Origin of the sequence: Pandoraea oxalativorans, assembly GCF_000972785.3 — a bacterium.
Lineage (GTDB): Bacteria > Pseudomonadota > Gammaproteobacteria > Burkholderiales > Burkholderiaceae > Pandoraea > Pandoraea oxalativorans.
The window spans coordinates 209,857-223,283 of the sequence record NZ_CP011518.2 but is presented as its reverse complement, the minus strand read 5'-3'; the positions used below and the strand labels follow the sequence as shown (position 1 = coordinate 223,283).

Below are 13,427 nucleotides of genomic sequence, written 5' to 3'. Positions count from 1 at the left end.
TCCGACCCTGCGGCCCCCGAACCTGCGGACCCCGAATGCGACGCACGCGCAAAGCGACGCGACAGCGTATTGGCGCCCGGTCCATACGCGGCGCGGCACAACGCTTATGAGTTACGCGATCGGTACGCGATAAATACGCGATAAATACGCGATAAATACGCGATAAATACGCGATAGCGCGACGGCGTGGGCGGCGAGCGAGGCCGGGCGGCCACGGCCCGGCGCGCCCCTGTCGCTCCTCTCCCATTCTCCGGCGGGCCTCGCGCCCGGTGACGCACGTGGCGCGCGCCCCCCGCCGGGGCGAGGCAATGCGTCGAGGTGATTGCGCCCCCGAAATTGGCAAGCAAAGCGTGGAAAACGAAAGCCGGGCGGCGCTGCGCCGCCTATGATCCGCAGGTCGCCCGCTCACCCCGCCTACCGAAAACGAAGGCTGCTCCGCAGGCGTTTTCGGTGAAGGCCGATTTTTGATGGAAACTCGATTAAGCGGCGTGGTTTTGCGAAATGTGTTGGCGGCTTACGCCGTCACATCAATTTTTAATGAAATTATTTCAATAAAAAATTACGAAATGAAAGCATCGAGGCCAGGTTCCGGAAATCAAAATTTTTGCCATTTCCCCGAACTTCAATCTAAAGATAATAGCAAGGCATACAATGCCAAAATCTCTGGTGAGAAGATTGCTGAGTTGAAAGAAGCGTATATACCGACAGAAGATTTGTCCACAGAAAAAAATATCAATATACATCGAATAAAAGTAAAAAGTCTTTGTGCGACTTCCGATCCTGCGACCGTTGTATCCCAAGCCTTATTAAAGAATAGAAATTTTCTGCCTCCCAATACAGGGCCGCTGCAAGAGTTGCATCTCGATTTTTCTCGCTGCCAACCGTCTAAAAATCAATATCGGGGAATGTTCGACGTTCTTCTGGCCAATTCTCACGCTCTAAAGAAATTCTCGTTTCGCCTGGATTTTGATGGCCAAAATACATACTTTCCAGGTGCTGCATCGGATCGTGAAATAAAGGTCATTTCCGGGGCGGTAAAGAATTTAGATAAACTGGAGGATCTCGAGATTGATTTTATTAACACGGCTCACCATTTTGCAGGCGACGGCGCGCTTCGCTGTCTCATGAGTTCGTTTAAAAAAATGTTAAATATAAGGCATTTGTCCTTAAATATCGAGCATAACTCATTCGATGACGATCAATTTGAGGCGTTATTTTTCAGGATATCGGACTTTAAAAAAATAAAAAATCTTGAGTTGAATGTTTCGCGCAGCATTTGGTTGAGTGATTTTAGTATCGTGACGGCTCACCTTGAGAAAATGACCGGCTTGGAAGCGTTGAAAATTACCGCGCGGGCGGTGAATGGGGAGCCGGAGGATTTTCCGGAGATGCTTGATTCACTGACCCATTTAACGGAAGCGAGCTTCAGACTTCCATTTTTTGATCCGCACCATGCCGATCCGCAACGCCGTACCCGAAACGCGGACGTGGAGCAAAAGTTGAGCGTCATCCGGGATCGGAGACTGAAGAAAGAATTGAGAGAAAGGGAGGAAACTTTCAAGCAGGCGGTAGTAGCGAGGCCGCGGCAAAAACGTCGGCTGGGCGGTTAGGGCTGAGGCGTGCACCTAATACCTAATCGGGCGTGGTTCGTTAAACGATGGACCCACAGACGGGCGCGAAGACGGATGCCCGCCAACGGGTTGGCGACACGCGGGGACTGACCCGGTGAAAACCTGCTCAACGCATGATCGAGGAAAAGACGGTGAGCGCCGGCAATGGAAGGCGACCGCAAGAGAGGCACGGCGAAGCGCAAGACGGTGCGGGTGCTTGAGCGCGTCCCCGGCAACACGACGGTAACTCAGGCCGGTCGCCCGCATGACGCGCATCACATGCAACACACGCATCACCGCATCGCACGCCGCCACGCTTGACTGACCGCCGTCCGAAGGCGAACTGTTGGGGGACGACATGGCAAGCGCGGGCATGGAGAATGCCCGGCGCGCGACCCCGCCCGCCATCCAAGAGCAGGACGCGCGGTCGCGCAAAGCGCTTCAGGAGGCTGGCGGCAAAGCGATGCGGGCGCGCCGTGCGCGAGGTGCGGGAGGTGCGGGAGGTGCGCGAAAAATTGCAATCCCGGCCGGGCGCCGACGACAAGGGATCGAGACGATCGAGCCGGGTCTGCACGCCGAGGAAATCCTCGTGTCAACCGGGATCATCTCGATCCGGATCGTCTCAATCGGGGTCGTCTGAATCGGGATTGTCTGAATCGGGATTGTCGTGGCGCGGCTTCCGGGGGCCGCGCCGCACGGCGTATGCCACGCCGGTGAAAGCGCAACCCGACGGGCCGCGAAGTGCGCGCCGCCGTGCCAGGCGATCATTGAAGCCTCTGCGTCATGCGGCGAACCCGCCGTGGCGTGTCGGCGGCGTTTTAACCGGCTCCCGGCGCGGCGCGGGTTGCAGTGAAAACGCGGGCGGGTTCGTCAGCGTCCGAGCGGCGTTCGTCCCTGCGTGCACCGCATGCCTTCGGTCTCGGTCGCGCCCCATGAGCGCGGCTCGCTCGTTTTGGCACGCCGGGCCGTGGGACAGAACCGTGTTGACGTCCAGGCGACGACGGACGGGGCGCGAGCACGCAAAGCGCGATGCGTGCACCGCCGCCACCGCGAAACTTGCCGGCACGCGTGTCTGACAATTGCCGAACGCTTTTCGGACGCTTGTCGGACACTTACCGACGGGACGGAGTGTGACCCTGCTCGACGGCCCCCGCCGGCGCCGAAGAGCAGCACCTCGGCCGACGCATTCGCTTGCGACGCTGAGCGAGCCGCTGAGCGAGTCACCGAGCGAGCCACCGAGAGAGCCACTTAACCCGTCACTTGGCCGATGCGGGGGCGGGGTCAATACCTGTGCCCGCCCCTGCCCCCCGACCGCCTCCCCCGACATCTCGTGTCATCGCGCGCCATCTCATGCCCCGCCGCGACTTCAGGTCTTCACCCGATCCTCGCCGTCCCCCCCCCATGCCGACAATGAACACTGAGGCACCCCCCGTGGGCCGGCCGTGGCCCGCCCCCTTCATCCCCGGATTCCGCAACAATGCAGACGACTATCAAGCCTACCTTGCCCCCTCGCGCGCCCGATCGACAGACTCGCAGTCCCTCGGCCGAGCCGCGCGACGCGCACCGTTTCCGCCACTTGCTCGATGAGGCCGAGGCGGAAGCGGAGGCGGCCGACGCCGCGGCCCAAGGATCGCACTTCCCGCCACCGCCGCCGCCACCGCCGTCGCCGTTGCTACCGCCGCCACCGCCGCCGCCGCTCACGCGCCCGTCGCCCACCGGGGCGATCGCCACGCCCCCCGCCCCTGCGGTGCCGCCCGACGGCGGCCCCGGCATGCCCGCGCCCGCGCACGGCGTGGCCACGTCGGCCACCGCGTCGACCACCACGATGACGCCGAGCGCCACGATGGTGCTCGACGCCGCGGCGCTGGAGCTGCGCGTGAGCCCTTCGCCGGGCAAGCTTGCCGCCCTTAACGGCCTGGTGATCCAGGCCACTTGGAAGGGGGCGGCCCTGGGGCTGAGCCTGCGCCCGCCGGCGGGCGCGCTGTCCGAGCGACTCAAGCGGGCGGCACCGGCGCTTGCCGACGCGTTGTCGGCCGCGCTGGGCGTGGACGTCGCGGTGGAGGTGCACGATGAGCGCTGAGCGCCCCACGCCCCTGAGCGTGTTCGAGTTGAGTCGCATGGGCGCAAGCGCCGAGCTCGAGGGGGCTCGGCTCATCGCCGACCGGGCCGGCGCGAACGGCCCGGGCGTCCGGTTGCGCGCGCGCTGCGGCGGCGAGCCGCTGTGCTTCTGGGTGCCGGAGCCGGCGTGGTGTGATTGGATTGCGCCCCAGTTGGCCACCCACGCCTGGACGCAAGTCCCCCCCGATCTGCTCCCGCTGGTGGCGGCATGGACGCTGGCGCCGCTCGACGGCTGGTTGCAGCGGCTCGGCGCGCAGGCGCTCTGCGCGCCCGAGGTGGACGCCGGCGACGCCCCGCCCCCCGGCTGGCGCTTCACGCTGCAAGAAGGCGACCGACGCTTGCCCCTGTATGTGCAGGAGGCGCCGGCGGGCGTCATGCAGGTCTTGCTGGCCGCGCTCGCGCCGTCGCCCGAGCAGCACCACGAGCTCGCGTTGGCACTGGGCTGGTGCCAACTTGCCGGCGACGCGCCGGCGCACGTCGCGGTGGGGGATGCGCTGCCGCTGCTCGGCATGGCCGAGACCCTGGACACCCTCTGGCTGCATCCCGAGGCGAGCCCCGGCCGACTTCAGCTGCTCGATGACCGGCACGCCGTCATTGCGGCGGCGCCGCTGCCGTGGGTCGAGGAGCTGCCCGACACCGTTCGCCTGGCCGTGGAGGTGGGCCGGGTGCGCATGTCGGCCGCGGCGCTGGCCGACTGGACGCCGGGGACCGACGTGGCGCTTGAGGCGCGCGCGCACGTCGCGCTGCGGCTGACCCAGGGGGAGCGGCTGTGGGGACAGGGCCGGCTGCTGCGCTTGGACGACGCGTGGGCCGTGCGCATTGACGCGCGCGCCGACTAAGGGGGCCGGCTAAGGGTGCCGACGCGGCGTCTCGTCTGAGCGCGCCGCGGGCGGGCGTCCGTTAGGGGCCGGGCGACACTGACGCAGGCGTGGCGGATTGCGCTTGCCAGGCCTGCCACGCCGCGCGCAAGCGGGAGGCACTGAGCACTTCCGCAAAGCCCAGCGCGGCGCACAACGCCAAATCCGTCTCGCCCTGCGCGAGCAGGGTCGCCGCGTAGGTGTTGCGCAGCGTTTGGGGACTGAGGCGCGGTGCGTGCGCGTGGGCCGGCGCGGCGCACGCCGCGACGGTGCGCACGGCGCGCAGCGCGGTGACGCCGTGCATCGGCCGGCCATCGAGGCCGCCGGGAAAAAGAAGGGCTCCCAAGGTTCCCGCCTCGCGTCGCACCGCGAGCCACCGGGCGAGCACGGGTCGGGCCTCGGGCAGGAGCGGGGCGCGGTAGGGATAGTGCGAGTCGTCGGGTGTCACGTTGATCCAGCTGGCATCGACATTAATGCAGTTAACAGTCAGGCGTAGACTGTCGCCCACCTTCAGCCCTGCGCCCAAATACGCCACCACGAGCGCCACGTCTCTCGCCCCCTTCCATTGCCCAAACGGTTGCGCAACCATCGGGGTGGCGCACAGCGACTGCCACAGGTGGGCAAGCGCCGGTGCGGCCAAAAAGGGCGTGGGTCGATTGCCGCGCACGGCCTTCCAGTCGAGCGACGGGGCCAGCAACGCGCGCCGCGCCGGATTCGGTGTCCCCGAGCCCGCCTGAACCCGATACACATCCTCCAACACCCGTTCAATCAAGGTGCGAATACGGGCGCGCTGCGCCCGATTCTCGTGCGTCAGGCCCGCCAGGTAGCGACTGATGTCGGCCTCGCCCACCTGCGTGAGCGGGGTGCGCGGCGGTCGCGCCAAGTGGCGCACGAACGCCGACCACTGGGCCCGGTAAACCGTCGCGGAGGACGCCCGTAAGCCGTGCTGCGCCGCGGCGCCGCGGCCGCGACGGCCCGCCAGCCAGGTGTCAAACGCGCCCAGGGGGTCGTCCGCCCAATCCGCCACATGCGGCGCAAACAAGTCTCGGTCTGTCATCGCGATGCGAGAGGTGCGAGGCGCGAGGCCCCGCCGGCTCCACTGACTGTTAACTGCATTAAGCATAGCACAACGGCCCCCGCGCCCACCGGGCGCAGGGGGCGCCGTTTATCTCCCGAGCGCGGCGTTGTTCATCTGTTGCACCGTGTGGATATACGACTGCAAGCTATTGTTGCCAGCGTCCGAGTAGCGCTTCGCCGCATCCCCCCCGTCCGCCGCAGTCCTGCTGAGAAGCTCGAACATAGCGCGCAGGTACTCGGCCGCGACTTGCATTTTCTGCTCCTCGAGGGAGTGTTCATTGCCCTTGAGCCCCCCGTAGCCTTGCAGCACGCCGTCGAGCCCGCGGCCAACGTCGCCCACATGTTGGAGGGCGCTGCCCGTCGCGGCGCCATAGGTCGACAGCAGGCCCGCCACCGCCGCGGTGGCGCCGCCTTCGATCTGCCCCCAGGCTTGGGCGTCTTTTGCCTTGTAGGCCTCCAGCGCCGCGTCCAACTTGAGCTTGAGCTCCTCCAGGCGCAACTGCCCACCATTCCATTGCGCGTTCTGCGCGTAGGCGAGTTGGACTTCACGCAGCATGTCCCGGATACGGGTCAACGCCATCATGATCTCGGCCTGCGACGGCCCGTCGGCGTCGCTGCCGAGGTAGCCGCGATCCTCGCCCCAGCTCACCTCGACCCGCACGTGCACGACGTTGCGGGCGGTTGGCGCACCGGAGGGACCCGGCCGCTCCTGCGCCGGGCGTTGGCCGTCCACGAAGACGGGGCCGGAACTGTCGCTCACACGTTGCATAGCAATCTCCTTAAAAAATCACGCTCTCATAGAGCCGATATTGGCAATGCTTTGAAGCACGCTGCCGTTTTTGCTGATGATCTCCGCGCCGGAGCGGGTCACGTCCGCTTGGCGCTCGTTGATCCGCTTGATCCCGGTGTACGCGTCCTGGGTCTGGCGGTGGAGGTCTTCGATCAAATACTGGAGGAACTCGGACTCGATCGACACCTCTTGCGCTTCGCGAATCAACTTGGCCTGCTCCCGCGCGGTCAAGCCTTTGCCGATCGCCACGCCCCCCGTCACGAACGCCTGTGTCGCGCGTTTGCCCGCGTTGGGCGCGTTCCAAAAAGCGGCCTTGGCGGCGGCCATATAGGCTTGCTTGCAGACTTGCTTCTCCGCTTCGAGCCCAATCTCCTTGGCCAGCGTCTTGGCGCAGCGCGTGCCCACACGGGTGACGGCGATGTCCACCGCCAACACCAGGCCGCGCGTCACCATCTCGCGGATGGCCGTCTCGCTGAATTTCTCGAGGAATTGCGCGCCGCCCAACATGGCCCACCGGCTCTGCGTCAGCAGAGTGCGCACCTCGGCCGCGACTTCGGCCGTCACGACCCGCCCCACCTCGCCGGCCGCCGCCTGAATGCCCGCCTTGTTTCCTTGAACGGCCTCCGTTACCAGTTTGTCTGCCGTGTGTTCTGTAAGCGTCAAGGGGCGGGGGAGGGCCTGTCCTTCGGCGCCGACGAACATTTTCTTGGTCGCCGCGCCGATCAGCTTGCTCGAGGCGACCGTACGCACGATCGAGGCCGCGTCCACCGCCAGGCTTACCTTCATGCAGGCGCCCTCGCACTCGCCGGCGAAATCGGCGACCTTATTCAATCGCCGCACCCAGGCCTCATCGTTCGTCGTCCTCTGGATGGCGTGGGCCCAGAACTTGACCGCGCCAAACCAGCCGGCGAGCCCGTCGACGGCCATACCGACGAAGTTGCCGCTGCGGTATTTGCCGATCGCGCTGACCTGATTGATGAGACTCATCGCCGCCTCGCCGGCCAGCTGATAATTGGAGGCCATTCGGGCTTGCGCCTGTTGCGCTTTGGCGTTCTCGCCTTGCGCGGCCAAGGCCTGGGCCTGCGTGTCGCGCATCACCTCCGTGGCATCGGTGTAGAGTTGCAACGCCTGCAACTTCAGCTCGGTCATCTGGCCGGTGTACTTGGCGTTTAAGGCGACCAGGAACATCCCGTAGCTCGCCATCGACATGTTCTCCAGGTCATCGCGCGTGATGCGCTGCTCGGGCTCGTCCTCACCAAGCGCCATGCGCAGCAGCGCGTTGAGCGACCGGTCGGCTTCACGCAACGTGACGGGCGACGCCGGCGCCGGCGGTGTGGGCAAGCCCTCCGCGCGCGGCCCGCCGGCCGTGGGGCTGCCGAGCGGCGCATGGGGCTGCAACGCGCCCGCGCCGACGGCCCGTGGGTCGGCCTCGCGGGGCGGCGCGCTCGCGCGCGCGTCGATGGCACCGGCCGCGGGGGCCGCCGGCCGTTCGAGTCGGGTTGTCGTCATCGTGGGACCTCCGTCGGTGCGGGCCGCCGCGGCAGGCCCTGTTCCACTTGGCGTCGCACGCTCGTCGCCAAGGTCTCGTACTGCGGGTGCCCGGCACAGCGCGCGAGCGCCACCCGAAAGGCCGCTTGCGCGCGCGCCGTCGCCCCCATGAGTTGGTGGCTCAGCCCGGTGTAATACGCCAGGCGCGGGTCGTCACCGCACAGCGACGCCGCGCGCTCAAAGCACGCGAGCGCATCGTCGTGTTCCGACAGACGCTGGCATGTCAAGCCCAACGCCACCCAGTGGTCCGCCCGGGCCGGCGCGAGCAGCGCCAGCAATTGATAAAAGCGCTGTGCCCGCGCATGGTCGCCGGCGTCAAATAACTGGCACGCGTACGCATAGACGCCGGCGAGGTCGCGCTCGTCCGGTGCCGCGCGGGCGGCGCCCGGCTCATCGCGGCGGGCGCCGTCGGCACCCGCCCCGCCCGGCTCGTGAGGCTCGTGAGACTCGTGAGACTCGTGAGGCTCGAACATGGTCATCTCCCTGAAGGCCGTTAGCGCAGGTTGCCCGTCAGCGTGCGCAGCAACTCGCCCAACTGATGGAGCGTATTGGAGGCCGAGGTGAGCAAGGTCCCCAGATTCTGCATAATCCGCTGCAGCTCGAGCGTGCCGCGCGTGTTGACGTCCGCGTTTCTGCTGGCGTCGGCGTCGAGCCCCGCTTTGATCATGTCAAACTGCTGCTTGGTCAACAGCACCGGCCCGCCCTTGTAGTCCTTGTTGGCCCGCTTGACGCCGTCCAAATATTGATCGATGGTTTGCGGCGGCTTGCCACCAATGGCCAAGGTGACCGGGATGCCTCGGTCTTGCATGTACTGCAACACGTCGTCGGGCAGGGCCGCCGTCTCGCCGGGCTTCTTTAAGGTGACCCCCACGCTGTCGAGCATGACGGCGGCTTGGGTGGAACTGCGCGAGCGATTGGCCGCCTCGTCGAGCTTGCCGGTCAACTGTTGCAACAATTCCCGGTTCACGTCGCTCGACTTTTCCAACACGAGCACCGCGTTGCGCATGGCGTCCCCCGCCTCGCCCGGGGGGAAGTACTTCGAGTTGACCACGGAGGTGGTGGACGTCTGGGCGCGTTCGGCGGCGTTGCGTTCGTCGGGACGGGTGGGGCTGCCAAAGTTTTGGTTGCGCAGGGCTGCGGTTTCAAGGGACATGGTCGTCGGCTCGGATAGGATTACAGGAATGTGCGGCGCGCCTTGGCCCGGGCTTTGTGGGCGCGGGCCGTGGGCGCCGCGATGTCATCGGCCGGGGCGGCCGGGGCCACGGTGGGGGCCACGGTCGGAGCGACCAGCGGCGCGGCGCCCGGGGTGCCGGGGGTGGCCACGCTCAGGCTCGCGAGCAGTTTGGGCAACTGCTTGAGATACGCCTCAAGCTCGTTCGTCCACGCGCGCATCTGGCGCAGCGCGGGCGCGTATTTGCCATGCTCCATCTCCGCGAGCAGGCGATCGTATTGCTCGCGGGCGACCGGGTCCGTGTCGGCGCGCGTCTTCAGGCGTTCGAGGTTTACGCGCAGCACTTCAAACTCGTTGAGTAACTTCTCGATGCCGTGCTGGCGTTTGAGAATTTCTTGCATTAAAACCGGCATCGCTTGTGGGGCTTGAGTGGGCTGACGCATCGGGTGTCCTCCGTCAGGAAGGTGGGAGCAGGCCAGACGCGTGTCCGGCTCGGGCGACCGACCCCTGCCCCGCGGGTTTTCTCCCCTCGGGCGGCATGGGATCGCTTACCCTTCATTGTCGACACGACCGCCGCGCCCGGCATAGGGTGAACACCTGAACTTGGGCGCGCCGCCGCCCGGGCCGCGCGACGCGGTGCGTTATTGCCACGCCGGCGGAATCACGCCGGCAAAGCGCGCGTGGAACCCGGGCAAGGTGTAGCAATACTTGATCAGATCGTCGGACAGCATGCCCGAACACTCCATGGCATCGCCCATGCCCAGCAGCCGGTCCGTCCAGCCCTCAAAGGTCGGCCCCGGCACCAAGGTCTCGTCCGTGGCACGCGCCGCTTTCATCAGTCCAAAGGCGTAACTGCGCACCGCATGGGGCGAGTCCCTTTCCTGCCCCAAGCCCCGCGACGAGCTGAAGCGGGCAAAAACCCCGCCCAGCAGCAGCAGCAGCGTCGCTTGGGAGCGCGCATCCGCCCGCGTCAACTCGTAATCCGCGAGAATCGCGTCCAGGTGGTCCCGGTTCAATTCGAGTGCGACTTTGGCCTCGCCGTCATGCAGCGCCCCCATGCCCCGCACTTGGTAGACGTGATCGAAGGTGTCATACAAGCGGCGCTGATCCTCGACCCCACACAGATGGAGCTCGGAGCGCGTCGTGCCCATCACGGACACAAAAGCGGCAAGATACGGCCCGAGCCGCAACAACTCCAACAGCCTCAGAAACTTGGCATGCTTCTTTTCAAAAGCGAAACTATTGAGAAATACCGTGAAATCCTGAAAAACATCGGCCTCGATATCGTCAATTTCCGTATCCACGCCACGCTTAAAAAGCACTCGGTCGTCATTCCAGCGCACCCCGTACTCCGGATGCGTTTTATAGAGAAACTTATCCATATAGTGCTCGGATACCGCGAAATTATCTTCGCCCTTCGTAAAAATCCGATAGTCCTCCATCAATGCACGATCCAGCTTTTCATGCACGGAAATGACGCGCGGCATGGCGAGATAGTTTTGGTAAATGTCGCGACACAGTTGCTGAGTGCTTTCCTCCGGCGACGCAAGCCCTTGATGGATGATTTGAATAAATAAATTATTCTTTTGGAACATGAACGCCTTGAGATCGCTTTGACTCAATTTGGCCAGGTATCTGTCGACAAAAAAAATCAAGCCATGGTGATTCAAGGGCACTGCCGCGCGCTCCGCTTTTTTTGCCAAACAATGCAGAAATTTGTCCCTAAACGCTTTATTCCCCGTGATCACCCCGGCGTAATCGAACGGTCGATTCAACAAAATCTGGAGCATCGGTTCCACCAGCGAGTCAAGATCGTGCCTCGCCAGTTCTTCGACGACCTGCGTCATCAAGTTTCGCTTGAGGGCACCGTATTCATCATCAATCGATTCGACCGCGGTAAAAAATGACCCCGAGGGATTATTCAGGTGATTGAAATCAAGATCCAAATCATCCGAAAACTCGAAAAGTATGACGGTATCGTCGTCAAATATCGCACCTTGAAATCTCGCCTGCCGCAGCCAAGAGCCCGCCAGATGGGCGTGCCCCAGCTGCGTTTTGCGCAGCACAATGGGCCGGTCGTGGCCGGCCCGCACGCGCACATGCCGCAGATCTCGGCCGTAGAAATTGGCGCCCGTCAGGTTCGCCCCGGCGGCGAGAAACTCTTCGAGTCCGTCCCCGTTCATCAAAGCGCCGTCAAAATTCGCCCCCGCCAGGTCCGCCTGCCGCAAGCACACCCGACAGCCACGAAAATTCACCCCCGTCAGATCGGCGCGCGAGAGATTTGCCTCACGCAGATCCACCTCGTGGCCCTGCGGCTGAAGTTCGCACAGACTTTGTCCCACCGCCTGGACCCGGGTGATGACCGCGCCGCAGACGATGGCTCGCTGCAGTACGGGCGCGTCGACCTCGGCACCCGCGAGCAGGGCGTCGCGCAAGTCGGCCCCCTCCACGTCCGCCCCGCGTAAGAATTGGTCATGCAGATCGACCCCCCGCAGGTTCGCGAAGCCACGATTCAGAAAGGTCACGTCCGCCCCGTTGACGCGGGCCCCCCACAGGATCACCCCGCTGACGTCCGCGAATCGCCAGTTGATCAGCCGCAAATCGAGCCCCGACAAATCCGCCCCGTGCAGCATGGCCTGACAGTCGATCGCGTGTTGTAGGCTCGGCACACTTATTTTGGTCCGGCGCATCAGCGTGCCCGTCATGTCCGTGCGCGTGAGATCGACATCGCGCAAATCCAGATCGGAGAGATCGAGATACGCGAGGGTGCCCCGCGCCTGCACAATTTGCTTGACCGCCGCCTTGGTCGGTTTGCTGCCCGGCGCCAGACAAAAATAGTGGTGTTTTTTCACCACGTGAAAGCCTTTGGCGGACACCGTGGGCTGCTCGTACCGCGCCAAATGTTCCAGGCAGCTTGCCGCTTCGTCATAGGCCTTAGGCGGCTTGCCGAGGTTCGGCAACGTGGAGCGGTGATCGTGTCTGAGCTTGCGCATGACGGCCACCACCAGCGCGATATCATTGCCCGCGCCCCCCTCATGTTGCAACGCCTCGTGGCCGAGACTGTTGCGGATGACTTGGGCCTGCTCGGGTGTCAAGTCGAGGCCCGTCATGGCATTCAAGACCGCTTGCTTGTCGGGGCCCACCAGTGTCCCGTTGGGTACCGTGAGGTAGTGTTCCAACGTCCCTCGGCACTGTTGTTGGCGCTCAACGCGCGGGTCGAGGGGGGCCGGGACGGGGACTTGGCTGACCGGGCGGGGTTGAATCGAGTAAGAGACGCCATCAAACATGAACCAAACTCCTTGCTCAAAGAATCGCGCCACGACCCGTGCCGTGGCTGCGTCACACCGGCGCGCGCCGGGAGCTCGGGTGACACACGCGGGTGGCACACTCGGGCAGACGACCGGGGGGCCGGCCCGCGGGGATCGGACGCCGTCGTGCGCCACGTGCGGCGCAAGTCCATGGCGGCCACGCCACGCAGGTCAGCATCGGCCGGCGGCGAGCCCCCGCGTGGCGCTTCCCGGGGAGCGGGACACCCGCGCCGCCGCTCCCCTCGGTTATAGAGGGGGGCGACCCGGCGGCCTATCGAAATCGTGCGGCAATGCTCACTTTTTGGAAATCACCGTCCACCGACGCGAGTGCCCTCGCGTGACGGACGCGACGCGTGCCTTGCGACGCGACGACGTGCCGGGCGTGCCAGGCGTGCCCCGGGGACATGACAGGGGCATGGCACCACGAGCGCACGCGGGCGATGGCGGCCGCACCCAGGCGGGCGTGCGCGCAGCGGTCGATGAGCGGGATCGGGAGGGATCGGGAAGCCCGGCTGCGGCCGGGGCAGGAGGGCCGCGCGCGCCGGGCGACGCGTCGGCGGGCATGCCCCGCGGACACGCCCATGGGCGCGCATGGCGCGCGGCGCGCGCCCTGGTGACCCGGCCGGGGGATCACCCCGGCAAAAGGCTCGTGAAACCCTGCCGGCACTCGGCAAGCCGTCATCCGAGGGGCGCACAACACGGCGGGGCACTTGAGGCGCTTGCCGACGCCCGGCCTCCGGCCCACCCGATCGTCAAACGCCTGCGCTCGGGCCCGCCCCTACCCCGTGCCACCGCTTTTTGGGGGGCTTGACTGGCCGGCACGAGAAAACATAGCGGTGCGGGGGCCACCGTCATGGGGCCGCTCGACGGGTCTGAGAACGCGCGGACGTTCTTAAAATCAAAGGTTGTCTCGGGCCTGTCATGACGCCTTGCCACCACGGGCAAAGC

The 13,427-nt window shown here is 65.2% G+C and carries 11 protein-coding genes; 4 read left to right on the top strand and 7 right to left on the bottom strand.

Translation table 11 applies throughout. From position 1 onward, the window contains the following. Positions 1–467: 467 nt before the first annotated feature. The 4 genes from MB84_RS30210 to MB84_RS25615 all read left to right on the top strand — a co-directional run bounded on the left by MB84_RS30210 (position 468) and on the right by MB84_RS25615 (position 4,567). Complete coding sequence (locus MB84_RS30210) at positions 468–1,610, top strand: hypothetical protein (RefSeq protein ID WP_157122999.1); 1,143 nt, start codon at positions 468–470, stop codon at positions 1,608–1,610. A 358-nt stretch (positions 1,611–1,968) separates the two neighbouring features. After that, positions 1,969–2,250: a hypothetical protein gene (locus MB84_RS25625; RefSeq protein ID WP_052654505.1), complete on the top strand. Its 282-nt coding sequence runs from the start codon at positions 1,969–1,971 to the stop codon at positions 2,248–2,250. 837 nt (positions 2,251–3,087) lie between these two features. Beyond that, positions 3,088–3,690, top strand: coding sequence for a hypothetical protein (locus tag MB84_RS25620; protein WP_052654503.1), 603 nt, complete (start codon positions 3,088–3,090; stop codon positions 3,688–3,690). Beyond that, the gene (locus MB84_RS25615; protein WP_052654500.1) at positions 3,680–4,567 is read left to right on the top strand and encodes a FliM/FliN family flagellar motor switch protein; all 888 of its coding nucleotides are present in this window, start codon (positions 3,680–3,682) and stop codon (positions 4,565–4,567) included. Before MB84_RS25620 ends, MB84_RS25615 begins: the two co-directional genes overlap by 11 nt. Positions 4,568–4,628: 61 nt before the next feature. Here the strand turns inward: MB84_RS25615 and MB84_RS25610 are convergent, their stop codons facing one another. The 7 genes from MB84_RS25610 to MB84_RS25580 form a co-directional block, all read right to left on the bottom strand. Continuing rightward, a complete protein-coding gene (locus tag MB84_RS25610) occupies positions 4,629–5,627 on the bottom strand; it encodes a tyrosine-type recombinase/integrase (RefSeq protein ID WP_169835081.1) in 999 nt (332 codons plus the stop codon). Positions 5,628–5,750: 123 nt separating this feature from the next. Further along, positions 5,751–6,431 carry a hypothetical protein gene (locus MB84_RS25605; protein ID WP_052654494.1) on the bottom strand — a complete coding sequence of 227 codons (681 nt, stop codon included), beginning with the start codon at positions 6,429–6,431 and terminating at the stop codon, positions 5,751–5,753. Positions 6,432–6,449: 18 nt separating this feature from the next. Next, positions 6,450–7,961 carry a type III secretion system translocon subunit SctE gene (locus MB84_RS25600; protein WP_052654493.1) on the bottom strand — a complete coding sequence of 504 codons (1,512 nt, stop codon included), beginning with the start codon at positions 7,959–7,961 and terminating at the stop codon, positions 6,450–6,452. Next, positions 7,958–8,473, bottom strand: coding sequence for a CesD/SycD/LcrH family type III secretion system chaperone (locus MB84_RS25595; protein WP_157122995.1), 516 nt, complete (start codon positions 8,471–8,473; stop codon positions 7,958–7,960). Before MB84_RS25595 ends, MB84_RS25600 begins: the two co-directional genes overlap by 4 nt. Before the next feature lie 20 nt (positions 8,474–8,493). Next, positions 8,494–9,153: a hypothetical protein gene (locus MB84_RS25590; protein WP_052654491.1), complete on the bottom strand. Its 660-nt coding sequence runs from the start codon at positions 9,151–9,153 to the stop codon at positions 8,494–8,496. A 20-nt stretch (positions 9,154–9,173) separates the two neighbouring features. Next, the gene (locus tag MB84_RS25585) at positions 9,174–9,572 is read right to left on the bottom strand and encodes a hypothetical protein (protein WP_052654490.1); all 399 of its coding nucleotides are present in this window, start codon (positions 9,570–9,572) and stop codon (positions 9,174–9,176) included. Between the two features lie 240 nt (positions 9,573–9,812). Next, positions 9,813–12,458 (bottom strand): pentapeptide repeat-containing protein, encoded by a 2,646-nt coding sequence (locus tag MB84_RS25580; protein ID WP_084010117.1) that lies wholly within the window; start codon positions 12,456–12,458, stop codon positions 9,813–9,815. Positions 12,459–13,427 lie beyond the last annotated feature (969 nt).

Excerpts from the sequence above, each read along its gene's own strand:
- MB84_RS25595 (WP_157122995.1), bottom strand. The coding sequence starts at position 8,473 with ATGTTCGAGCCTCACGAGTCTCACGAGTCTCACGAGCCTCACGAGCCG.
- MB84_RS25625 (WP_052654505.1), top strand. The coding sequence starts at position 1,969 with ATGGCAAGCGCGGGCATGGAGAATGCCCGGCGCGCGACCCCGCCCGCC.
- MB84_RS25605 (WP_052654494.1), bottom strand. The coding sequence starts at position 6,431 with ATGCAACGTGTGAGCGACAGTTCCGGCCCCGTCTTCGTGGACGGCCAA.
- MB84_RS25600 (WP_052654493.1), bottom strand. The coding sequence starts at position 7,961 with ATGACGACAACCCGACTCGAACGGCCGGCGGCCCCCGCGGCCGGTGCC.
- MB84_RS25615 (WP_052654500.1), top strand. The coding sequence starts at position 3,680 with ATGAGCGCTGAGCGCCCCACGCCCCTGAGCGTGTTCGAGTTGAGTCGC.
- MB84_RS25590 (WP_052654491.1), bottom strand. The coding sequence starts at position 9,153 with ATGTCCCTTGAAACCGCAGCCCTGCGCAACCAAAACTTTGGCAGCCCC.
- MB84_RS25620 (WP_052654503.1), top strand. The coding sequence starts at position 3,088 with ATGCAGACGACTATCAAGCCTACCTTGCCCCCTCGCGCGCCCGATCGA.
- MB84_RS30210 (WP_157122999.1), top strand. The coding sequence starts at position 468 with ATGGAAACTCGATTAAGCGGCGTGGTTTTGCGAAATGTGTTGGCGGCT.
- MB84_RS25585 (WP_052654490.1), bottom strand. The coding sequence starts at position 9,572 with ATGCAAGAAATTCTCAAACGCCAGCACGGCATCGAGAAGTTACTCAAC.
- MB84_RS25580 (WP_084010117.1), bottom strand. The coding sequence starts at position 12,458 with ATGTTTGATGGCGTCTCTTACTCGATTCAACCCCGCCCGGTCAGCCAA.